Annotated in this window: 22 protein-coding genes and 1 CRISPR repeat array; of the genes, 11 read left to right on the top strand and 11 right to left on the bottom strand. The window is 69.5% G+C overall.

From position 1 onward, the window contains the following. The first annotated feature begins 33 nt into the window (after window positions 1–33). The 7 genes from ACIODU_RS14150 to lnt all read left to right on the top strand — a co-directional run bounded on the left by ACIODU_RS14150 (window position 34) and on the right by lnt (window position 6,628). The gene (locus tag ACIODU_RS14150; RefSeq protein ID WP_401767428.1) at window positions 34–1,485 is read left to right on the top strand and encodes an MFS transporter; all 1,452 of its coding nucleotides are present in this window, start codon (window positions 34–36) and stop codon (window positions 1,483–1,485) included. Window positions 1,486–1,827: 342 nt separating this feature from the next. Continuing rightward, window positions 1,828–2,343 (top strand): methylated-DNA--[protein]-cysteine S-methyltransferase, encoded by a 516-nt coding sequence (locus tag ACIODU_RS14145; RefSeq protein WP_401767426.1) that lies wholly within the window; start codon window positions 1,828–1,830, stop codon window positions 2,341–2,343. A 43-nt stretch (window positions 2,344–2,386) separates the two neighbouring features. Continuing rightward, a complete protein-coding gene (locus ACIODU_RS14140; RefSeq protein WP_356431811.1) occupies window positions 2,387–2,887 on the top strand; it encodes a sigma-70 family RNA polymerase sigma factor in 501 nt (166 codons plus the stop codon). Beyond that, complete coding sequence (locus tag ACIODU_RS14135) at window positions 2,887–3,504, top strand: methylated-DNA--[protein]-cysteine S-methyltransferase (RefSeq protein WP_401767424.1); 618 nt, start codon at window positions 2,887–2,889, stop codon at window positions 3,502–3,504. The genes ACIODU_RS14140 and ACIODU_RS14135 overlap by 1 nt, the downstream gene beginning before the upstream one ends. Further along, a complete protein-coding gene (locus ACIODU_RS14130) occupies window positions 3,501–4,286 on the top strand; it encodes a 2OG-Fe(II) oxygenase (RefSeq protein ID WP_401767423.1) in 786 nt (261 codons plus the stop codon). The genes ACIODU_RS14135 and ACIODU_RS14130 overlap by 4 nt, the downstream gene beginning before the upstream one ends. 148 nt (window positions 4,287–4,434) lie before the next feature. Then, complete coding sequence (locus ACIODU_RS14125) at window positions 4,435–4,905, top strand: nuclear transport factor 2 family protein (protein WP_401767421.1); 471 nt, start codon at window positions 4,435–4,437, stop codon at window positions 4,903–4,905. A 109-nt stretch (window positions 4,906–5,014) separates the two neighbouring features. Continuing rightward, window positions 5,015–6,628 carry an apolipoprotein N-acyltransferase gene (gene lnt, locus ACIODU_RS14120; protein ID WP_401767419.1) on the top strand — a complete coding sequence of 538 codons (1,614 nt, stop codon included), beginning with the start codon at window positions 5,015–5,017 and terminating at the stop codon, window positions 6,626–6,628. On the opposite strand, the gene ACIODU_RS14115 is transcribed toward lnt, so the two are convergent. Then, a complete protein-coding gene (locus ACIODU_RS14115) occupies window positions 6,552–7,457 on the bottom strand; it encodes a Gfo/Idh/MocA family protein (protein ID WP_401767417.1) in 906 nt (301 codons plus the stop codon). The two genes, lnt and ACIODU_RS14115, sit on opposite strands and share 77 nt — an antisense overlap. A 125-nt stretch (window positions 7,458–7,582) precedes the next feature. On the opposite strand from ACIODU_RS14115, the gene ACIODU_RS14110 reads away from it, so the two are divergent. Together ACIODU_RS14110 and ACIODU_RS14105 are read left to right on the top strand one after the other, a co-directional pair. Beyond that, window positions 7,583–8,101 carry a DinB family protein gene (locus ACIODU_RS14110; protein ID WP_401767415.1) on the top strand — a complete coding sequence of 173 codons (519 nt, stop codon included), beginning with the start codon at window positions 7,583–7,585 and terminating at the stop codon, window positions 8,099–8,101. Between the two features lie 173 nt (window positions 8,102–8,274). Next, the gene (locus ACIODU_RS14105; RefSeq protein WP_401767413.1) at window positions 8,275–8,691 is read left to right on the top strand and encodes a hypothetical protein; all 417 of its coding nucleotides are present in this window, start codon (window positions 8,275–8,277) and stop codon (window positions 8,689–8,691) included. On the opposite strand, the gene ACIODU_RS14100 is transcribed toward ACIODU_RS14105, so the two are convergent. The 7 genes from ACIODU_RS14100 to ACIODU_RS14070 all read right to left on the bottom strand — a co-directional run bounded on the left by ACIODU_RS14100 (window position 8,679) and on the right by ACIODU_RS14070 (window position 15,046). Continuing rightward, on the bottom strand, window positions 8,679–9,191 hold the full coding sequence (locus ACIODU_RS14100; protein WP_401767412.1) for a hypothetical protein: 513 nt from the start codon (window positions 9,189–9,191) through the stop codon (window positions 8,679–8,681). The genes ACIODU_RS14105 and ACIODU_RS14100 overlap by 13 nt on opposite strands. A 129-nt stretch (window positions 9,192–9,320) precedes the next feature. Continuing rightward, complete coding sequence (locus ACIODU_RS14095; protein WP_401767410.1) at window positions 9,321–10,004, bottom strand: uracil-DNA glycosylase; 684 nt, start codon at window positions 10,002–10,004, stop codon at window positions 9,321–9,323. 135 nt (window positions 10,005–10,139) lie between these two features. Beyond that, a complete protein-coding gene (locus tag ACIODU_RS14090) occupies window positions 10,140–11,723 on the bottom strand; it encodes an ABC transporter substrate-binding protein (RefSeq protein ID WP_401767868.1) in 1,584 nt (527 codons plus the stop codon). 159 nt (window positions 11,724–11,882) lie between these two features. Continuing rightward, entirely contained in the window at window positions 11,883–12,689 is an 807-nt protein-coding gene (locus ACIODU_RS14085; protein ID WP_401767408.1) for an SDR family oxidoreductase, read from the bottom strand. A gap of 67 nt (window positions 12,690–12,756) precedes the next feature. Further along, a complete protein-coding gene (gene fabG, locus ACIODU_RS14080; protein WP_401767407.1) occupies window positions 12,757–13,518 on the bottom strand; it encodes a 3-oxoacyl-ACP reductase FabG in 762 nt (253 codons plus the stop codon). A 290-nt stretch (window positions 13,519–13,808) separates the two neighbouring features. Then, window positions 13,809–14,192 (bottom strand): DUF3037 domain-containing protein, encoded by a 384-nt coding sequence (locus ACIODU_RS14075; RefSeq protein WP_401767405.1) that lies wholly within the window; start codon window positions 14,190–14,192, stop codon window positions 13,809–13,811. Continuing rightward, window positions 14,189–15,046, bottom strand: a complete 858-nt coding sequence (locus tag ACIODU_RS14070) for a HipA family kinase (protein ID WP_356431786.1) — start codon at window positions 15,044–15,046, stop codon at window positions 14,189–14,191. Before ACIODU_RS14070 ends, ACIODU_RS14075 begins: the two co-directional genes overlap by 4 nt. Window positions 15,047–16,350: 1,304 nt before the next feature. Further along, a CRISPR array of direct repeats spans window positions 16,351–16,623; the repeat unit is 29 nt; unit sequence GTCCTCCCCGCCAGCGCGGGGGTGTTCCG. A 991-nt stretch (window positions 16,624–17,614) separates the two neighbouring features. Between ACIODU_RS14070 and ACIODU_RS14065 the strand changes: the two genes are divergently transcribed. Beyond that, entirely contained in the window at window positions 17,615–18,964 is a 1,350-nt protein-coding gene (locus ACIODU_RS14065) for a S28 family serine protease (RefSeq protein WP_401767404.1), read from the top strand. A 257-nt stretch (window positions 18,965–19,221) separates the two neighbouring features. Here ACIODU_RS14065 and ACIODU_RS14060 read toward each other — a convergent pair whose 3' ends face one another. After that, entirely contained in the window at window positions 19,222–19,392 is a 171-nt protein-coding gene (locus tag ACIODU_RS14060) for a hydrophobic protein (RefSeq protein ID WP_356429724.1), read from the bottom strand. A gap of 117 nt (window positions 19,393–19,509) precedes the next feature. After that, the gene (locus ACIODU_RS14055) at window positions 19,510–20,316 is read right to left on the bottom strand and encodes a class E sortase (protein WP_401767402.1); all 807 of its coding nucleotides are present in this window, start codon (window positions 20,314–20,316) and stop codon (window positions 19,510–19,512) included. Between the two features lie 239 nt (window positions 20,317–20,555). On the opposite strand from ACIODU_RS14055, the gene ACIODU_RS14050 reads away from it, so the two are divergent. Beyond that, entirely contained in the window at window positions 20,556–21,017 is a 462-nt protein-coding gene (locus tag ACIODU_RS14050; protein ID WP_401767400.1) for a Rieske (2Fe-2S) protein, read from the top strand. Window positions 21,018–21,056: 39 nt separating this feature from the next. On the opposite strand, the gene ACIODU_RS14045 is transcribed toward ACIODU_RS14050, so the two are convergent. After that, entirely contained in the window at window positions 21,057–21,962 is a 906-nt protein-coding gene (locus ACIODU_RS14045; protein ID WP_356429671.1) for a LysR family transcriptional regulator, read from the bottom strand. Window positions 21,963–22,018 lie beyond the last annotated feature (56 nt).

Raw genomic sequence — 22,018 nt, 5'->3', positions numbered from 1 at the left:
TTCCTTACGCCTCGCGTCTTCACCAGCCTCCCCTTGGCGGGCAACTACGCCGCCGCGGTCACCCTCGCGCTTCTCGCGCTGAGTCCGTTTCTCGTACTCACTACGGCACTCTCCCTCTTTCCTGAGATCCTCATGAAGGAGCTGGACGCGAGCCGGTTCCAATTGCAGCTCACGAGCGGACTTTCGAACGCCGGATACGCGTTCGGCGCGGTGGTCGCCGCCGATCTCTTCCAGCGGCTGCCTGGACGCCATCTCTACATCTTCTGCGAGTCCGGCTTCGTGGTGGCCGCAGTGCTGGCACTGAGCGCCCAGGACATCGGGCAGTTCATGGCCGGTGTCATTCTCCAGGGCCTGTTCACCGGCATGCTGCTGGTCCTCTCGCTGCCACCGCTCATCCTGACCCACGGTGTGGACCGCCTGCCGACCACCGCCGCGGTCATCAGCCTCGGGCTGTTCGGCATGGTCACCGCCGGCCCCGTGATCGGCGGACTGGTCGGCAGCTACAGCGGCTGGCGGCTGCTGTACACCTCAGTCGCCGTACTGGCCGCGATCGGCCTGACCGTCGGCACCATGACCTTCGAGCCCAACGAACCCCCGGCCCGGGGAGCCCGCTTCGACTGGACGGCCATCCCCCTCGCCTTCGGCGCCACCATGCTGCCGTTCTTCGGTGTCTCCTGGCTGTCCCGCGGCGATTTCAGCGACTGGGAATTCATCGCGCCGGTGGTCGTCGGCGTCGTGCTGGGTGCCCTCCTGCTGGTGACTCAGTACAGCAAGACCAAACCGCTGATGCCGGTGCGCCCGATCAGCAACACACTGCCGGTCACGGGAACACTCAACGCCATGGTCGTCGGCGCCTCCTTCACCACCCTGCTGGAGCTGACCGAGGTCTACATGCTCCAGGTGTCCGGATACTCCCCGGTGAAGACCGGACTGCTCATCGCCCCTCAGATCGTCGGCGTCGTGGTTTCCGCCCTCCTGTTCCGCAAGATCATGGTCACCCGCTGGACGCCGTACATGGCGCTCTCCGGCCTCCTCAGCATCGTCTTCGCCGCGGCGGTCCTGTTCGCTCTGACCCCGACGAACGCGGCCACAGTCGTCCCCATCGTCGCGATCCTCCTGGGGTACGGCGCCGGCGCCGGTGTGGTTCCGGGCCTGTTCCTGGCCGGTTTCTCCGTGACCGCAGTCCAGATCGGTCCCACCTTCGCGCTGGTGGAACTCCTGCGCTCCGAGGCCGCGTTCCTGATCGGCCCCGTTCTGGTCCATCTCGCCATGATCCAGAGCAGTTTCACGGACGGATTCCGCCTTTCCCTGGAGATCATGCTGGCCTTCACCGCTGCCTCGGCCGTCATCCTGCCGGGACTGTTCCTGCTCGGCGGCGCCCGCCCGGAGCCGCCGAACCTCGAAGGCTGGATGTCCGGCACCTCCACCGGCTATCACTCCCCGCGGATCGCCAACAAGATCCGCAAGGCCCTGCCCACGTCGTAGGCAACGGCCGGCGGCTCTGTCCGCTGCACCCACTCTCTCCACCCGCGAGGCTTTCCGAGGGGCTCCACCGACCGGTCGGCGGAGCCCCTCGCGCATCTATCGGTGGAGCCTCTCCCGCGTATAGGGGACAAAGCATCGGTCCTCCCGCTGGTGTGTGGCGAATGGTCGCTGCCGTTGCGGCGCCTCACCGAGTAGACGTCGGCCGGAGGCGGAATGTGAGCCGCGGACGCGCCGCGAAGTTTTTTCCCGCCCGACCTCACGTTTCGCTCCGCCCCAGCGTCTACGAGATGTGAAAGGCGATCCGCTCGGGGTCGTCACCGGTTTCGGGGAAGGGAGCACTCCATGCAAACCCTCATCAACCACAGGGTGCATACGACCATCGAGTCGCCGCTCGGCGATCTCACCGTGGTCGCGGAAGACGGCAAACTGACAGGGCTCTATTTCGCGGACCACCGCCGCGGCCCGGCGCCCGACTCGCTCGGCGTGCGCGACGAAGCGGGCTTTGATGACGTCAGGCGTCAGCTCGATGAGTACTTCGCGGGCGAGCGGCGCGAGTTCGCTCTGCCGCTGGCTCCGGCCGGAGACGCGTTCCAGCATCGTGTGTGGGAGCTGCTCGCTCGTATTCCCTATGGCCGGACTCGTTCTTACGGTGATCTCGCACGTCAGCTGGGGGATCCGGCACTCGCGCAGGCCGTGGGCGCGGCGGTCGGGCGCAATCCGCTGTGCGTGATCGTGCCCTGTCACCGCGTGGTGGGCGCCGACGGCAGCCTCGTGGGGTATGCGGGCGGGCTGTGGCGCAAGCGGCACCTGCTGGATCTGGAAGAGCCGGCGCCGGTCAAGGCCGAGCGGCTTTTCTGACGTGGCGACCTCACGTTCGGCGCCGCCGGTTCGTTTACCAGGTGTGAGCAAGCCACCCTTCCAACAGATCGTGACCGAGTACGGGCCCATGGTGCTCCGCGTCATCCGCGCTGTCCTCGGGCCGGACGACGCCGAGGACGCCTGGTCGGAGACTTTTCTCGCGGCGATGAAGGCCTATCCCGACCTGCCGTCCGAGGCCAATGTGGAGGCCTGGCTGGTGACCGTCGCCCATCACAAGGCGATCGACGCCACCAGGGCCAACGCGCGTCGGCCGGCCCCGGTGGAGGAACTGCCCGAGCGTCCCAGCCGTATCGGCAGACCGCAGGACTGGGACGGAGACCTGTGGCAAGCCCTCAAGGCCTTGCCCGACCGGCAGCGCCAGGCGGTGGCGTACCACTACCTGGCGGGTCTGCCGTACAAGGAAATCGGCGCACTGACCGGTTGCAGCGCGGCCGCGGCCCGCCGGGCCGCGGCCGACGGAATCAAGACGCTGCGCAGCACTTATCCAAGAGACACCGACGAGATGGGAGTGGCCCGAAGGTGATGAACGCATCCGACCCTGAGACCAGGCGCCTGTTCGCGGCGTTGCCGTCGGAAGACAACAACGTGCTGACCCGGCTGGAGGCACGGCTCGTCGCGCAGGCGGAGGAGGAGGGAATCCTCGACATCGCCTACCGCACCGTGGACACCCCGGCCGGGAACCTGCTGCTCGCCGCCACCGAGCAGGGGCTGGTCAAGGTCGCCTACGCGGTCCAGGACCATACGGCGGTGCTCCAGAAACTCGCGGAGACGATCGGACCGCGCATTCTGCACGCGCCCGCCCGTCTCGACGAGGCCAGTCGGCAGATCGACGAGTATTTCGCCGGCCGGCGCCGGCGGTTCGACCTGCCGCTGGACTGGCGCCTGTCCAAGGGCTTCCGTCGTGACGTGCTCAGCCACCTCGGCCAGATCGGCTACGGACACACCGAGAGCTACGCCGAGGTGGCCGTCGCCTCGGGCAGCCCACGAGCGGTCCGGGCGGTGGGCACGGCGTGCGCCACCAACCCCCTGCCGGTTGTGGTGCCGTGCCACCGGGTGGTGCGCTCCGACGGATCGGCCGGCCAGTACGTGGGCGGTGTGGACGCCAAACACATCCTTCTCACCCTGGAGACAGCAGCATGACCACCACAACGAAGAGGACGCAGGCCGGCGGCACGGCCGCCACGACTACGGCTGCTGCGGAAGCAGCGGAGAGGGACGTGTTCGCCCGGCGGGTGGGCGCCACGGACTGGAGTGCGGTCACCGACGAGATCAACGAGTACGGATGCGCGCTCCTGCCCCAACTGCTCACCCCCGCCGAGTGCGCGGACATCAGCCTGCTCTACGAGCAGTCCGATCTGTTCCGGTCCACGATCGACATGGGGCGCCATCGCTTCGGCAGCGGGGAGTACCGCTACTTCGACCGGCCCTTCCCGGAGGCGGTGCAGCGGCTGCGCGAGGAGTTGTATCCGCGGCTGCTGACGATAGCCCGTGACTGGTACGCCAAGCTCGGCCGGGACGCGGAGTGGCCCGAGTCGCTGGCGGAGTGGCTGGAGATGTGCCACCGGGCGGGGCAGGAACGGCCCTCACCCATCCTGTTGCGCTACGGGCCCGGGGACTGGAACGCGCTGCACCGCGATGTGTTCGGCGAGAAGGTCTTTCCGCTCCAGGTGGTCGTCAATCTGAACGCACCCGGTGAGGACCACTCCGGCGGTGAGTTCTTGATGGTCGAGCAGCGCCCCCGGGCGCAGTCCCGGGCGACGGCCACCCTCATACCCCAGGGGCACGGACTGGTCTTCACGACCCGTGACCGGCCGGTGCTGTCCAAACGAGGCTGGTCGGCCGCCCCCGTGCGGCACGGCGTTTCCGTCGTGCGCTCGGGCCGGCGCCACACGCTCGGGCTCGTGTTCCACGACGCCACTTGATCACGGCGGCTCTGCTGACTCCTGAACGCGTCAGCGAAGAAGGCGTGGACGGCGGGGCGAGGCTGCTGCGCAGCACGGCTTGATCAAGACTTCCGTCGCCGGACCCATGGCCCTTGGCCTGGGGCCTCGGCTACCGGAGACTGGGACGATGACGCAGCGCGTGGAACTTGCGACACTCCTGGACCGGCTCGCCATCGATGAGGTGATCACGAGCTACGCGGTGGCCGTCGAGGAGGCCGACTGGCCAGGTTTTCTCGCTCTGTTCGCCCCGGAGGGCCGCGCCGACCACACGGCGGCGGGCGGGCTCGAAGGTCCGGCGGATCAGGTCGCCGAGTGGCTGGCCGGTGAGCTGCGGCCGTTCGCTGTCCGGCAGCATTTGATCGTCAATCGCCGTGTGCGGTTCCAGGACGCGGACGGTTATCCGGGGAACCACGCCGAGTTGACGGCCGGTTATCTCAGTGCGCTGCGTCATGAGTCGGGCGAGGACGTGATGTCGGGCGGCCGGATCGTGTTCGTGCTGCTGCGGGACGAATCCGGCTGGCGGCTGAACCGCGTCGTCGTCCACGAGCAGTGGCGGCGCGGTGGGGCTGTGCCCGGCGGTGTACCGACCGCCGGTTGACCCTTCCGGTCCAGTCCTGGGCGTCTCCCACCGCTCCCCGGCCATGCCTGCTTCGGTCCTCGGCTTCGGGGGAAGAGACTGCTGAACAGGCAGGATGAGGAGGCACGGTATGCAGACCCTGGCCGTCAGGCGTGTGGTGTCCGGCCCGCGCATGGCCTCGCCCTGGTGGCGTGGTGCGGCTGCCGTCGTGGCGGGCGCGCTGCCCGCCCTGGCCTTTCCGGCTCCGTCGCTCTGGTGGTTCGCGTACGGGGCGCTGGTGCCCTGGATGTTGTTGGTCCGGAGTGCGCCGACCGCGCGGCGCGCGGCGGTGGAGGGTTGGCTGGGCGGCCTCGGTTTCATACTGTTCGTGCACCACTGGCTGATGCCGAGCCTCCATGTGTTCATTGTGATAGTGGCGGCGCTGCTCGGGCTTCTCTGGGCGCCGTGGGGGCCGCTGGTGCGTTCGATGCTCGGCGGGGTGCCGTCCGCCGGGCGGGCGGTGGCCGCAGTCATCGTGGTTCCTTCGGGCTGGCTGATGGTCGAACTGCTCAGGTCCTGGGAAGGACTCGGCGGGCCCTGGGGGCTGCTCGGGGCCAGCCAGTGGGAGGTCGCGCCGGCACTGCGGCTCGCCTCGGTGGGCGGTGTGTGGCTGGTGAGCCTCCTGGTGGTCGCGGTGAACACCGCGCTGACCCTGCTGATCGCGGTGGCCGCCGCCCGGACGGTGGCGGCGGTGGGGCTCGTGGTGTGCGCGCTCGCCGTGGGCAGCGCGTGGACCTGGGCGCCGAGGCCCGACCGCTCCGGGCACGCGAGGATCGCGGTCGTGCAGCCGGGCATCGTCTCCGGACCCGGTTCCCTGGAGCGCCGGTTCACTCGAAACGAGACGCTGACGCGGACACTCGCCGGTCAGGACCTGGATCTGGTGGTGTGGGGCGAGAGCGGGATCGGCGCCGATCTGGGGCGGCGTCCCGATCTGGTGGCGAGGCTGGCGGCGCTGTCCCGTACGGTCCGGGCCGACCTGCTGGTCAATGTGGACGCCCGTATCAGGGGCGCGTCCGAGGGGGCAGGGATCTTCAAGCGGAGTTTCCTGATCGGGCCGAAGGGACCGACGGGTGACACCTACGACAAGATGCGGCTGGTGCCCTTCGGCGAGTACATCCCCGCCCGTTCCGCGCTGGGGTGGGCCACGTCGGTGGGCAAGGCGGCCGGCGAGGACCGGGGGCGGGGATCGCGGCAGGTGGTCATGACACTGCCGCCGGAGCCGTCGGGAGGCGGCCTGCGGTTCGGTCCGCTGATCTGCTTCGAGACGGCGTTCCCCGACATGAGCAGGCGCCTGGTCCAGAACGGGGCCCAGGTGCTCGTGGGCCAGTCGTCCACCTCTTCGTTCCAGGGGAGTTGGGCACCCGAGCAGCACGCCTCGCTCGCGGCGCTCCGGGCGGCCGAGACGGGCCGGCCGATGGTGCACGCCACGCTCACCGGTGTGAGCGCGGTGTTCGGGCCCGAGGGTGAGCGGATCGGGGCGTCGATCGGTACGGAGCGCAGCACCGCCGCGGTCTTCGGCGTCCCGCTGGCCCGGGGCACCACTCCGTATGTCCGGTTCGGTGACTGGGCGGTGTACTCGGCGATCGGTGTTCTGGTGGTGTGGGGGCTGGTGCGGGGCGGGCGTCGGCTCAGGCGGCCTGTTCCAGCGCCTGCCGTACCACTCGCTCGCACAGCTCATGACTCAGCAGAGCGTCCCGCGCGCTGACGGTCCTGCCGTCCCGTACGGCGTCGAGGAACGTCAGGACACACTGTTCGATGCCGCGCTGGCGGGACACCGGCACCCAGTCGCCGCGGCGTCGTACGCTCGGCTGTCCCTTGTGGTCGATGATCGTGCCGAGGTCGTGGACAGCCCGCTTGGTGTCCTGTCCCGACACCTCCAGGATCTCCTCGGTGGAGCCGTTCAGCCGGTTCATCATGCCGATGGCGGTGAAGCCGTCGCCGGAGAGCTGGAGCACGACGTGATGCAGCAGCCCGTCGCGGAGCCGGGCCCGTACATCGGTGTGTTCGACAGGTCCGGGGACCAGGAAACGAAGGGTGTCCACGACATGGATGAAGTCGTCCAGGACGAAGGTGCGGGGGTCCTCGGGCAGTCCGACGCGGTTCTTCTGGAGGAGGATGAGGTCACGCGGGTGTTCCAGGAGCTGGGCGTAGCCGGGGGCGAAGCGGCGGTTGAAGCCGACGGCGAGGCTGACGCCGCGTGTTTCGGCGAGTTCCACGATCCGCTGCGAGTCGGCCAGTTCGTAGGCGATCGGTTTGTCGACGTACGTCGGCACTTCCGCTTCCAGCAGCCGGGTGGTGATCTCGGCGTGGGTGGCGGTGGGGGCGTGGACGAACGCGGCGTCGAGCCCCTGTGCGAGCAGCGCGTCGAGGTCGGTGTGGCAGTGCGCCGCCGGGATGCGATAGGTCTCGGCCGTCCTCGCCAGGGTGGCGGGGGTGCGGGTCTGGAGATGCGGTTCGACCCCGGGGAGGGTGGTGAGCACCGGCAGATATGCCTTCTGGGCGATGTCTCCGAGCCCGATGCAGCCGACCTTCACAAGTAACCTCCTGGCGCTTCTTGGGCGCGTGTCCGACCGTTGATCCACCGTCCGGGCAGCATACGGGGGCCGCCGCGCGGATAACCCGTGGCCATGGGGGTGGGGGGTGGGTGAGGATGACCGCCATGACCACACCACACCGCTCAGAACCCTCCACCGTCGCCGGCGAGCGCGAGATGCTCGAAGGCTGGCTGGAGTACCACCGCGCGACCCTGGCCACCAAATGCGAGGGCCTGGACGACACACAGCTGCGCCAGCTCTCGGTAGCCCCCTCGGAGCTGAGTCTGCTCGGGCTCGTACGGCACATGGCCGAGGTCGAGCGGGGCTGGTTCCGCAACACGATGGCCGACGAGAAGACGCCGGGGATCTTCTTCGACGACGCCGACCAGGACGGCGATTTCCATGCCGGCGAGGACGACACCTATGCCGAGGCGTACGCGGTCTGGCAGGAGGAGATCGCCCACGCCCGTGAGGTGGCCGCGCCGCTCGGGCTCGACGACCTCGGGGCCGGCCGGGTGAGCCGGCACACGGGGAAGCCGTACAACCTGCGGTGGGTCTACACCCACATGATCGAGGAGTACGCCCGGCACAACGGTCACGCCGATCTTCTCCGCGAGCGCATCGACGGCGCGACCGGCGACTGACCGCAGGCACGTCGCGCTCAAGGGCAGTGGGGCTGTCGGGCTGTCGGGCAATAGGCGGCCCGTCCTCACCCGTACGAGCCAATCTTCGCCCGTGGGCTCGCTCAACGACGCCGCCGACCAGCAGAGTTGCGCGGGTGTACCGAACGAGAAGCGCGGCAATGATCATGGTGGGAATGGCGGTCACGACCGTCTCGGGATGTGTGGCGGTGGATCCGGGGACGGCGGCCGTACCTCGCCCGGAGACGCGTACCCCGGCGGCGCGGCCCGAGGTGGAGCCGCAGATCGTCCAGGCGCCGGCCCGGGAAGCGCTGGACGCGGTCCGCCCCACACCGGAACGGAAGCCGGCTCCTTCCGCCTCGCACGGCGCCGGCCGGATCGCCCGTCCCCAGCCGGACACCCGGTCCGTCCCCCGTCCGGAGGCGCCGCCCGCGAAGCCGAAGCCCCGCGAGCGGGCCGTGGAGCGGCAGCAGGCCCTGCCCGGCACGGCGGAACCCCTCATCCGCGAGGTGTGCGCCCTCGGCGAGACGTACGGAGGCTGGACCGAGGACAGTCCGGAGGCGAGGATCTGCCACGACGTCTACGGGAACTGACCGAGCAGGTGTTCCAGGCGGTCGATGCCGGCCCGCACCCCGTTGCCGTACCCGTCATCGCCCGCGTCCCCCAGCGCGTCCGCGGCGGCGCGGGCCCGGTCCAGGTGGAGCCGCGCCGCCTCGGGGCGTTGCAGTTTCAGGTAGTCGGCGGCGAGGTTCAGATGGAGCGTGGGGTAGAAGGCGCGCATCTCCGGTGAGGCCTCCCGCGCCTCCCCGGGCGCGGAAGGGGCCCGCCGGTCCGACTCCTCGCCGCCCTGCCCGTCCGCGGCCGCGAGGGCCCGGAGGTCCCAGGCGAGTTCGTCGCCGGCGTCGTCCTGGGTGTCGGCCATGTAGTGCGCCAGCGTGCAGCGGTGGAGGGCGTCCCCCGCCTCTCCGATCTCCGCCCAGAGGGCGCCGAAGCGGTTGCGCGCCTCCTCACGGTCACCGCCGTGGAGCAGCATGACCGCCTGCCCGATCCTGGTCATGAAGGTGTCCCCCGACGCCTCCCGCTGCTCCGTCACTGCCGCCTCCGCTGCCCGTCCGAGAATGCCGACGAACCCGACGCTAACCCCCGTGACGGACAATCCCCCTCAGGCTCGGGTGCGGAGCCCGAGCCTGTCTGCCGCGCCCCCGGACCAGCCCGCCCCCGGTCAGCCGAGGTCGGGAATGCGCCAGTCGATGGGGTCGTGCCCCTGGGCGGCGATCGCCTCGTTCATCTGGGTGAAGGGTCGGGAGCCGAAGAACTTCTTCGCCGACAGCGGCGACGGGTGGGCGCCCTTCACCACCACGTGCCGCTCCTCGTCGATGAGCGGCAGCTTCTTCTGCGCGTAGGCGCCCCAGAGGACAAAGACCGCCGGGTCGGGACGCGCGGCCACGGCGCGGATCACCGCGTCGGTCACCTTCTCCCAGCCCTTGCCCTTGTGGGAGTTGGCCTCGCCCTCGCGGACGGTCAGCACGGCGTTGAGCAGCAGGACACCCTGCTCGGCCCACGGCATCAGATAACCGTTGTCCGGCACCGGGTGGCCGAGCTCCTCCTTCATCTCCTTGTAGATGTTCCGCAGTGAGGGCGGGGTCTTCACGCCGGGCCGCACGGAGAAGCACAGGCCGTGGCCCTGCCCCGCGCCGTGGTACGGATCCTGGCCCAGGACGAGCACCTTCACCTTGTCGTACGGAGTGGCGTCGAGGGCCGCGAAGACCTCGTCGCGCGGAGGGTAGACCGGCCCCTTCTCCCGCTCCTCCTCGACGAACTCGACGAGCTCCTTGAAGTAGGTCTTCTGCAGCTCGTCGCCGAGGACGCCGCGCCAGGACTCGGGCAGCATGTCGGTGTCGGTCACGTCAACAACCTCCGGTAAGGGATCACTTGTGGCACCGAACCTACCGGTGACCACTGACAACGGCCGTCCCGGTCCAGCGCCGAGCGGTCGGCCGCCGAGCGGTCCGGTGCCGGGCAGTCGGATGCCGACCGGGCCCTACCAGCTCGCCTTGCGGTTCAGCTCCCACATCTGCATGACCGTCTGCGGATCGAGCGCCCGCTCCCCGCCCCCGATGTCCTCCCCCGCCGCGACGTACAACTTCCCCTGCCACAGCGGCAGCAGCCGCACGTCCCCGACGAAGATCTCCTGCGCGCGCTCGAACTGCCGCGTGACGGCGCCCCGGTCGCTCACCTTCCGCGACTCCGGCAGCAGCTTCCGGGTGATCTCGTCGCTCTCGTACGGCGTGCTCAGCGCGTTGTTCTTCCCCACGAAGGGGGCGATGAAGTTGTCGGGGTCGGGGAAGTCGGGGAACCAGCCGCGGCCGAAGACCGGATACCGCCCCTTCGTGTATCCCGCCTGGAAGTCCTTCCAGGGCTTGCCGTGCACGGTGACCTCGAACAGCCCCGACGCCTCCAGCTGCCTCTTGATCTCGGCGAACTCCGCCGCCGTACCGGAGCCGTAGCGGTCCGTCGTGAACCAGAGCGTCAGCGGCACCGGCTCGGTGATGCCCTCCGCCAGGAGGAGGGCCCGCGCCTTGGCCGTGTCGGGTTCGCCGAACTGGTCGAAGAAGCTGGTCGCGTGGCTCGCGATGCCCTTGGGCACCATCGAGTACAGCGGTTCCGCCGTGCCCTGGTAGACCTTGGCGACCAGCGCGTCACGGTCCACGACCTGGGCGATCGCCTTGCGTACGGCAAGCCGGCCCACCGCCCGGTCGGTCGGGTTGAACACGAGGTAGCGGATGTCCGCGCCGACCGTCTCGACGAGCTGGAGATCCTCGTTCTCGGGCTTCTTCTGTTCGAGTTCGACCACGTCCTGGGAGGTGAGACCTCGGTAGATGACGTCGACGTCCCTCTTCTTCAAGGCGCGGAACAGGACGGCCGAGTCCTTGAAGTACTCAATGGTGACCCCCTTGTTCCGGCGGTCGGCGAACCCCTTGTACGTGGTGTTCTGCACCAGTTCCGCCTTCGACCCCGGGGTGTACGAGGTCAGCGCGTACGGCCCCGAGCCGCTCACCTCGCCGTCGTCCCGCAGCTTGTCTGCCGGGTACTCGGCGGGATCGACGATGGACATCGCGGGGGTGGCGAGAATGAACGGGAAGGTGGTGTCCGGCTTCTTCAGCCGGAAGGTGACGACGTCGTCGCCGGTCGTCTCGACCGTGTCGAGCGACTCCAGCAGACCCGCCGGACCACCTTGTGCGTTGATCGCGCGAATGCGGTCGAAGGAGTGCTTGACGGCCTTCGCGTCGAGTCTGTAGCCGTTGGAGAACGTCAGCCCTTCACGCAGCGTGCACCGGAAGACCTGGTTGCTGGTCGGGTCGGTGAAGGCACAGCTCCGTGCCGCGTCGGGCTGGGGGTACGAGCTGTTGGCGGGGAAGCTCAGAAGTGTCTGGAAAACATTGCGAAACAGTTCCCACGAGTTGTCCCACGAGGCGGCGGGATCGAGCGTGCTCGGCTCGCTCGTCGTACCGACGACTATGCGCCGGCCGTCCTCACCGTTCTCGTCGGGGAGTAATCCACACGCCGTGAGCAGGGACAAGGACGCGAGGGCCGAGGCAGCCTGTCTACCGATCCGGTTGAACACCGCGCACACTCCTAGTTCAGCCATGGATCGGCAGACCATACCGCAATGCCCCATCCGGTCAACATGTTGATCAGATGGGGCAGTTGGGCAGTTCTGCGGCACCGCGTGCCAGGGTGTGTCACCGTGTGCCGCCGGGGTGCCGGCGGCTGTCAGGGCGGGTCAGCCGACCCCGGCGTTCAGGAAGATGCCTCCGTCGACCACCAGGGTCTGGCCGGTGATCCAGTCCGACTGGTCCGAGGTGAGGAAGGCCGCAGCGCCGCCGATGTCCTCGGGCACCCCGAGCCGGCCCAGCGGGTACGAGGCGGCGGCCTCGGCCTCGCGCCCCTCGTAGAGCGCCTGCGCGAAGCGGGTCTTGACGACCGCGGGCGCGATCGCGTTGACCCGTACGGCCGGCGCGAACTCGTGCGCCAGCTGGAGGGTCAGGTTGACCATGGCCGCCTTGCTCATGCCGTACGCGCCGATGAAGGGCGACGCGGAGATCCCGGCGAGCGATGCGATGTTCACGATCGCGCCGCCGTTCTCCTTCTGCCAGAACTTCCAGGTCAGCTGGGCGAAGCCGAGCGCCGAGACCACGTTGGTCTCGAACACCTTGCGGGCGACGTTCAGGTCCAGCTCGGCCATCGGGCCGAACACCGGGTTCGTCCCCGCGTTGTTGACGAGGAAGTCGACGCGGCCGAAGGCCTCCATCGTGCGCTCGACGGCGATCGCCTGGTGCGCCTCGTCGTGCGCCTTGCCCGCGACGCCGATGACCCGGTCGGAACCGAGCCGCTCCACGGCCTCCTTGAGGGCGTCCTCGCCGCGCGCGGTGATGCACACCCGGTCGCCGCGGGCGACGAGCGCCTCGGCGACTCCGTACCCTATGCCGCGACTCGCGCCCGTGACGAGCGCGACCTTGCCGCTGTCCTGGGGCCGGCCGCCGGCCGCCGGGGCGTCCCGTATCTGCTCGTCCCGCGTCTGCTGTGTCATTACGTGATCCCTGCTCCCGGGTTCGTCACATGCCTCGGTGCGCCGGTGCTGTTGCGCCGGACACTCCCTAGTTGAGCGGCCCGCCCGCCACGTACAGCACCTGGCCGGAGACGAAGCCCGCCTCCTCGCCGGTGAAGAAGGCGATCGCGTTCGCAATGTCGTCCGGCGTCCCGACGCGCTGGACCGGGATCTGGGTGGCGGCGGCGGCCTGGAAGTCCTCGAAGTCCATGCCGACCCGGGCGGCGGTCTGCGCTGTCATCTCGGTGACGACGAAACCGGGGGCCACGGCGTTGGCGGTGATGCCGAACTTGCCCAGTTCCTTGGCGAGGGTCTTGGTGAAGCCCTGGAGACCGGCCTTCACCGCCGCGTAGTTGGCCTGCCCCCGGTTGCCCAGCGCGGAGCTGGAGGAGAGGCTGACGATACGGCCGAAGCCCGCGTCCACCATGTGCTTCTGGCAGGCCTTCGCCATCAGGAAGGCGCCCTTGAGGTGCACGTTCACCACGGTGTCCCAGTCGGACTCGCTCATCTTGAAGAGGAGGTTGTCCCGCAGTACGCCGGCGTTGTTGACGAGGATCGTCGGCGCGCCGAGCTCGGCCGCGACGCGGGTGACGGCCGCCTCGACCTGCGCGCTGTCGGACACGTCACAGCCCACGGCGAGCGCGGTGCCGCCCGCCGAGGTGATCTTCTCGACGGTGTCCTTGCAGGCCGCCTCGTCCAGGTCGAGTACGGCGACGGCACGGCCCTCGGCCGCCAGTCGTACGGCGGTGGCGGCGCCGATGCCCCGCGCCGCGCCGGTCACGACCGCGACGCGCTGCTCAGTGGTGGACATGCATGTTCTCCTCGCCCTAGGAACCCGCGACTCCCGGTCACCGGCCTCGTTCTCCGGCCCCGATCACTGAGCAACCGCTTAGTAGCTTCAGCAGACGAGACGCTAGAAGCAGCGGCACGCGGTGTCAACGCCCGACGCCGCCGACGGCGCGATCGGCCGAGAACGATCGGGGGGGGGGACCGCAGGGGACCGGCGAACACGACACACCACCGGCGCATCACGGAACACACCACCCGCGCACCGCCCGGCACATCCCCCTGCGGGCCGCCCGCCCCCGCGGGCCGCCCGCCTCAGCGCACCAGCAGCTCCAGCAGACGCTCCGTCTCCGCCTCGGGATCGGCCGTCAGCCCCGTATGCACAGGCCCCGGCTGTACGACGGTCGAGCGCGGCGCGATCAGCCACCGGAAGCGCCGCCCGGGGTCGTCCCCGGCCGCCTGCCCCGCTCCCGTACCGCCGCCGCAGACGCTCTCGACCGCGCGCAGAGCCGCCCGTACCCCCACCACATCGGCGTCCGGGTCGAGGGCCTTCAGCTTGGCCTCGTCCAGGTGGGTCCTGGCCGCGACGTAGGACGCGGCCCGGCAGTAGACGAGCACCCCGGCGTTGAAGCACTCCCCGCGCTCCATGCGCGGCACGACGCGCAGCAGCGCGTACTCGTAGACGTCCCTCTTGCTCACTTGACGCCGTCCTTGTCGTTCGTGCCCGTCGCCCGGTCGGGCCGGGGGGCGAGCCGGTCGGCGAGCCAGCCCGGCGCCTGGGAGGGCCTGGTCCTGGCGGGCGCGTCGAAGACGACGCGCTCGTGAATGCTCGCGGCGCGCGCCAGCAGCGGTTCCGTGTAGGCGCGGCGCACGGCGTCGGGGGTGTCGAAGCCGGGCTCCCCGGCCAGCCACTCGTCGGGTACGTCGGCGACCACCGAGGCCAGCAACTCCTCGGTCACCAGCGGGGCGAGGGCGGCGGCGGCCGACGCGACGTCCGGGGCGAAGGCCGCGAGGGCGTGGTCCGAGGCGTTGTACGGCTTGGCCGCGGAGGCCTGGGCGGTGGGCCAGTTGTGGTGCCAGATCATGGTCGCGCCATGGTCGATGAGCCACAGGTCGCCGTGCCAGACGAGCAGGTTCGGGTTCCGCCAGGAACGGTCCACGTTGTTGATCAGCGCGTCGAACCAGACGACGCGGCCGGCCTCCGCCGCGTCCACCTCGTACGCGAGCGGGTCGAAGCCGATCGACCCGGGCAGGTAGTCCATCCCGAGGTTGAGCCCGCCGCTCGCCTTGAGCAGGTCCTGCACCTCCTCGTCCGGCTCGGAGAGGCCGATGACCGGATCGAGCTGGATGGTGACGAGTTCCGGCACGCGCAGCCCCAGCCGGCGGGCCAACTCCCCGCAGACGACCTCGGCCACCAGCGTCTTGCGGCCCTGCCCCGCGCCGGTGAACTTCATGACGTACGTCCCGAGGTCGTCGGCCTCGACGATCCCGGGCAGCGATCCACCTTCCCTCAAGGGGGTGACATAGCGGGTCGCGTTGACTTCTGTGAGCATTTTCCCGGGCCGTCCGTCTCTTCAACGTTACGATCAACGGCCAACTCTACAGAGGCGTAGCAGCGGGAATTGTCCGCCGACGGGCCTGGGGAGAAGCTGGGGAGTTTAAGGTCGGCGTGCCCATCTCTCCGTTCCCCCGAGCAGTCCGTCAATGGCGGCGCGGGGGCGCCTCCTTCCGGCCTCCCGCATGAAGCGAGCATAGTAACGGAGGGTGATTGCGGGCGAGGAGCGCCTGAGGCGGGGGTGCGCCGCAGCACATGGAAACCGTCCTTGGGGGCCGCCACCCACTGCGTGGGTTTCGCACCCTCGACCCGAGGCGGGATGACGCCGTCCTCGGCCAGCGCAGACTTTCAGGTGTAGGTGTTCCACGCTTTCACCGCAAGGGCGTTGTCGAAGCGCGTAGTGAGCAGCAGAGAAAACGGGTCTACGGCACGGGCCTTCTTCCCATTTGACAGGGCCGAAGTACGCTCTTCAACCGATCGCCTACATTTGGCGGCGGACGTGAAGGACGCCTCGCGCGTAGTCGATATCCTCCGGGCTCAGCCCAAAAACCCCGCCCTGACGGAGCCCGAATCCCAGGCCGAATGCCACGCTGGTAGTCGGCCGACAACACGGTTGACCAGGTATACCGGCGACCTTGTGCCGCTTCCCCTTGCTGTAGCTCCTCATCAAGGGAAGCGGTGGTCTGAGGCGTGGGAGCCTCAGGCTTTGGGGATTCGACAAGGCCTTCTCGGCGGCACATCACGCGACCACGAGGACCCATGCGAAGCTCGGCGAGCCCTGCCGCTGCGACAGGTTCAAGGATTGCCTCGCGCTCCACATGGTGCGTCATCGAAAACATGTCACCCTGGAAACAGCGCCGTTCTGGTCTCGAACGAGGGCGAGCGGGTGCTCAGAGCGTCAAACGAGCGTCACGGCCGCAAGAAGGACCGATGCCTGCTTGTGCGTTCCAGGGCGATCACTGCCGGCCCAGCCCACGGCATCTCCACGGCCTCGCCGATCTTCTTGGCGGTCTTCCCTTATCCTCATCCCGTGTTAGGGGTAATGGACCGCTTCTCCCCAGTCCTAGATGACAGAGCCGTTGCACGCGCGCCCGAGGATGATGCCGCGGGTGCCCCGCCCCCTCCTCGCACCGACCAGAACACCGAAACTGCCCCCCACTGACAATCACCCTGACCTGCAACGACGTTGCCACCCATCTCCCCTCACCACCCGAGGCGTTAGGCTCAGCAGATGACAACCAGCAACTCGGAGCAGCAGGTCAAGGGTTTGCAAAGCGCCGACTAAGCCGCAGGTCAGGAAGAGTCCTCCCCGCCAGCGCGGGGGTGTTCCGGGTGCCGCAGCCGCACTGCCGGTCATGTACACGTCCTCCCCGCCAGCGCGGGGGTGTTCCGTAGCTGATGGTGGTCTCTTCGGCACCGTCCAGGTCCTCCCCGCCAGCGCGGGGGTGTTCCGGACATGGCGAAGGGGGCCTTCGCGCAGGCCGCGTCCTCCCCGCCAGCGCGGGGGTGTTCCGCCGTCGAGGCCGAAGCGAACCGCGTAGATGTCGTCTTCCCCGCCAGCGCGGGAATGGACACTACGGCTACCCCGAGGCTGATTGGTCCGCCCACCGTGGAGAGAGTCCGGCCGAGGCAGGAGAGCCGGCCGAGCCCGGTCGGGTCGGCGTTGTTGACGCAGTCACCCGCCGCGTAGAGGTAGGGGTTGTTCTCCTCGCCCGAGGGGTCGGGCTGGGTGAGCGGGCGAGGGTGGGGGTGTAGTAGCGGGCGCCGATCTTGTACGGGCCGGTGGGGTCGAGGTATTCGCCTGCGAACCGGTGGGGCTGGGTGACCGCTTGGGATGGGGTGGTACGGGGGAGGGCTGTGGGACCGTGGGCATAGGTGTGGGTGCGTGTGCCGGCGTCGTCTACGAAGACCCAGGACGTTGCCGGTCGCGTCGGTGAGGTAGTAGTAGCTCTTCCCTCCGGTCCGCATGGAGTTGAGCGTGTCCGCCGGTTCCCGGATGAATCCGGTGTCCGTGCCGGCGGTGGTGATCCCGGTCAGGGCGAGCGCGGTCGCGTGGCACCAGGTGCAGCCCAGTTTGGTGCGTTCGCTGTTGTCCGTACCGGCGTGCACCAGGTCGTAGGAGGAGGTGCCGGTGGTGATGGTGGCGAGCTGCTGGTGGTCAGTTCAGGTCTGCGCGGTGCGGGGGGGAGTGGCGGAGGCGCCGGAGGTTTCGTTGCCGGCCTTGTCGTACGTTCAGCCGGCGGTCGAGCCGTTCTTGCCGGTGACTTCGGACGCGTCGTCCTAGGTGCAGCGCACGGTGCTGTTGGTGGAGGACCCCGTCTTGACGCGATCGCGGGCGTCGTAAGGGGATCGGTGACCTTGGTGATCTTGTCGTCCGCGTTGTGCGTGTGTACGGTCGCGTCGCCGTCGGGGTCGGTCACCGTGGTCGTACCGGCGTCCGGATATTCCAGCCGCCCTCAAGGGCCGGGCCCCGTACGGGAACTCCCGTGCGCTCTCCCCCGCGTGGGGGACGCCGCTCACCCGGTGAGGGGATCCGTGCGCCACGGCCCGCGACTTGACTGGCCCCATGAGAAGAACTCACCTCCGCGCAGCCCTCGTCGTCCTCGCCCTGCTGGCCGTCCCGCCGCTCGCCGGGCCGCTGCCGGGAACCGTGGCCCCGGTCGCGGCGGCCGCCTCCGAGCCGTCGCCCGCCGTAGACATCCGCGCCCGCATCGAGGCCGTCCCGGGCATGCGGGTCACGGCGGAGAAGCCCGCGGCGTCCGGCTACCGCTTCTTCGAGCTGGCGTATCGGCAGCCCGTGGACCACCGCCACCCCGCGAGGGGAACGTTCGAGCAGCGGCTGACGCTCCTCCACCGGTCCGCCCAGCAGCCCATGGTGCTGTACACCTCCGGCTACGACCTCGTCACGAGCCCGGACTTCCGGTCCGAGCCCGCCGGGCTCGTGGACGGCAACCAGATCGTCACCGAGCAGCGCTTCTTCGGTGAGTCCCGGCCGAGCCAGGTGGACTGGTCGAAGCTCGACATCTGGCAGGCGGCGAGCGACCACCACCGCCTGATCGAGGCGCTCAAGCCGCTCTACGGCGGTCCGTGGATCTCGACGGGGGTCAGCAAGGGCGGTATGGCGTCGGTCTACCACCGGCGTTTCTACCCCCACGACGTGGACGGTACGGTCGTCTACTCCGCGCCCAACAACGTGGACGATACGGACGACAGCGCGTACGACACGTTCCTCGCGAACGTGGGAACACCGGCCTGCCGCGCGTCACTGGAGGCCGTACAGCGTGAGGCGCTCCTGCGGCGGGCAGAGATGGTGGCCCGCTACGAGGAGTGGGCGGCCGGGGAGGGGCGTACGTTCACGGTCATCGGCGGCGCCGACCGCGCGTACGAACTCGCCGTGCTGCGCGCCGTACCGATGTACTGGCAGTACGGCGACCCCCTGTGCACCGGCGTCCCGGACCCCACCGCCTCCACGGAGGAGCTCTACACCTGGCTGGACAGGACGTCGGGTCTCGCGAACTACACCGACGGCACGCTCACCCCCCTCACGCCGTACTTCTACCAACTGGGCACCCAGCTGGGTTATCCGCAGTACAGCACCGCACATTTGACCGGCCTGCTCCGCTACCCCGGCATCCAGGAGGTACGGACGTACGTGTCGCGCGACATACCCCTGCGCTTCCAGCCGCACGCGATGGCCGACATCGACCGATGGGTACGGAAGGACGGGAGCCGGCTGCTCTTCGTGTACGGCGAGAACGACGCCGCGACCGCCGAACGCTTCCGCCTCGGCCCCGGCAGCCGGGACGCGCGGATCGACATCGCGCCGGACACCAATCACCGGGCGCGCATCGCGTCCCTGAACGCGGAGGACGCGGCCGACGCCACGGCGACGGTCCGGCGGTGGGCCGGTCAGTGACCGAACCCCGGCGCGACGGAAGGTGACCGGGGGCGTGCCGTGCTGGAGGCGCGGTTCCCTGTGCGCCACGGCCGCCACCCGGCCACCCACGGTTCTTCCTGCCCCGGTTCACGGAAATGACGTTTCGCGCGCCCGTGTCTTCTTCACTTCTCGACTCTTTTCCCATCCGGCTCTCACACGTGCGCCGGGACATGGAAATTCGGATGGGGGCCGGACTGAAATGTCCGGCCCCCATCCGAATGTGCTGGAACTACCGCCTACCAGCGATACCAGCGTCCTCGCTTGCCGCCTCCCGCCCCGGGGCGGACGACGAAACCGAGCAGCCACACCACCAGGACGATGATGGCGATCCACCACAGAATCTTGAGTGCGAAGCCCGCACCGAAAAGAATCAGGGCGAGCAGAAGAACGAGTAGCAGGGGAACCATAGTTATCAACCTCCAGGACAGCGTGTGCCCTGAAAGGATCCGCTCACGCATATGATCTTATGTAATTCTTACAACACGCTGAGTCACGTTCCGGGTCACCCGCTCCGTCACCGTGGATCAGGGCGTGGAGGCCTTCTTCTCCGCCACCAGTTCGCCGACCTTGTCGATGCGGTGCTCCGGGTTGTGCCGGTCGTCGCGCCAGAAGTTCCCGGCCGCGTTGTCCTCCGGGGTCGCGCAGGTGGAGAGTGTGATCATCGCCTTGGTCGGCTGCTTGCCCGGGAAACCGGGCACCGCCGCCCGCTGGTCCGCGAGGGAGCTCGCGGAGCGGAACGAGGTGATACGGGACTCCGTGATCCGGTACTCGTAGGTGACGCCTCCGGCCGTGACGAACACCCGGTCGCCCGTCTTGAGCGACGGCACCTCGCGCAGCGGGCCGCCCGCGGAGAGGCGGTGGCCCGTGACGAGGTAGTTGCCGACCTGACCGGGGCCGACCCCTCCGTCGGGGCCGTACGGACTGGCGGCGATGCCCCGGTCCTGTATGCGCGTGCCGGGCCAGTCGTCGGTGGTGCCCCGGTACGGGACCACCCGCAGCGCCTTGATGTCGATCGACGGAATCGTCAGCGTGGCGTTGACGATCCGCGGCGACGGGGCGCGCGGGGACGGCGCCGGCGGGGACGGGGCGCGCGGGGACGGCGCAGGCACGGACGGCGCGGCCACGGAAGGCGCGCTCGGTGCCGTCGTCACGGACCCGGCGTCGGACGCCCCCGTCCCCCTCACCGCCACCGAAGCCGGAGGTCCCCCCGCCGGGGCACCCGCGGCGCTGTCCGCACCGCCCGCGCCGACGGCGGACGAGCCGCCGAGTACGGCGGCCAGCGCGCAGGCCAGCGCGGGGACAACAGCCCGGGATCGGTACGTGGAGTACATGATCCTCCTGGGGGGATGCGGGCGGGAGCCGCTGATGTGCGTTTCATCAAATGTCCGACTCCGCCGCCGCGCCGTCAACCCGGGGCCCGCCCCGGCCCACGGGCGACCGCCCCGCGAACTCCCAGGACAGCCACGGAATGTTCCGGACAGTTCGTCCCACGCGTGAACACGGAGGCGGGTTTGTCCGTACTTTCCAGTGATCGGCCGACGTACTGGCGGCCAGGAGAGAGGTACGCAGCATGACGGGAACGCAGGGCACCGCACGGATCGTGACACGCCGGACCATCGTCGCCGCGGCCGGCGCCGTGGGGCTGAGTGCGGCACTCGTGGCGTGCGGGGACGACACGTCGGACACCGCCGACCAGAAGCCGGGCGACGCCGGGGCCGACACCGGAGCGGGCGACGCGGGGGCGGGCGGTGTCCTCGCGAAGACCACCGACATCCCCGAGGGCGGCGGGAAGATCTTCGACGGCCAGGGTGTGGTGGTCACCCAGCCCGAGACCGGACAGTTCAAGGCCTTCTCGTCCAAGTGCACCCACCAGGGGTGCGCCGTGACGACCGTGAAGGACGGCGTCATCAACTGCCCCTGCCACGGCAGTCAGTTCAGCGTCACGGACGGCAGTGTGAAGCAGGGACCCGCGACCCAGCCCCTGCCCGCCGCGTCGATCAAGGTCACCGGAGACTCGATCACGCTCGCGTGACGGCGTACCCACCAGGACGTGAGGACGCGTACGGCCCCCTCACTCCTCGACCGTCCGCGCCGCCGCCCCCAGCGCCTCGACCGCCGCCCTGATCGAGGGGCGGCGGCCGGCGTCCGTGCGCCAGACCGCGTGGATGTGCCGCCACATCTTCTGCCGTACGGGGACCACCGCCACGCCCTCGGGCACCGGCCCGCGGCCCAGCCGGGGCGCGACGCAGACGCCGAGACCCGCCGCGATCAGGGCGAGCTGGGTGTGGTGTTCCCCGGCGAGATGGCCGATCCGCGGCTCCATGCCCTTCGAGCGGAGCGTGAACATCAGCCAGTCGTAACAGAATTCGCCCTCCGGCCAGGACACCCAGGAGTCGTCGGCGAACTCCTCCAGGTCCACCTCCGACCGGCCCGCGAGCCGGTGGTCGGCGGGCATCGCCACATCGGCGGCGTCGTCCAGGAGATGCGCCATGGCGAGACCGCCCGGCACGGGCAGCCGTTTGTTGTTCCAGTCCAGCACCACGGCGAGGTCGAGATCGCCCCTGAGGACTCCCCGGATACCGGCCTCCGGCTCCAGCTCCCGCCCCATCACGCGCAGTTCGGGATGGGTGTCGCGCAGGGCGCGGATCGCGACGGGGAACAGCCCGCGCGCCGCCGTCGGGAACGCCGCGATCCGCACGTCCCCCACCACCCGGCCGCGCTGCGCCTCGATGTCCGACTGGGCGACCTCGACCTGCGAGATGATCCGCGCGGCGTGGTCGGCGAGCAGCCGGCCGGCGTCCGTGAGCCTGACCCCCCGGCCGTTCTTGGCGAGCAGCTGCTGACCCACCTCGCGCTCCAGCTTGGCCAGCTGCTGGGAGACGGCGGAGGTGGTGACGTGCAGGCCCTCGGCGGCGCCGCTCACCGAGCCGTGGCGGGCCAGCGCGTCCAGGGTCCGCAGTCGCTCCAGATTCAACATATAAGCGATGCTAAGACATCGGGAGTACAAAATCTCGCTTGTCCTACGAGATGGTT

The sequence above is a fragment of the Streptomyces sp. NPDC088261 genome, assembly GCF_044740805.1.
GTDB lineage: Bacteria > Actinomycetota > Actinomycetes > Streptomycetales > Streptomycetaceae > Streptomyces.
This window is presented reverse-complemented; position numbering and strand designations above follow the sequence as displayed.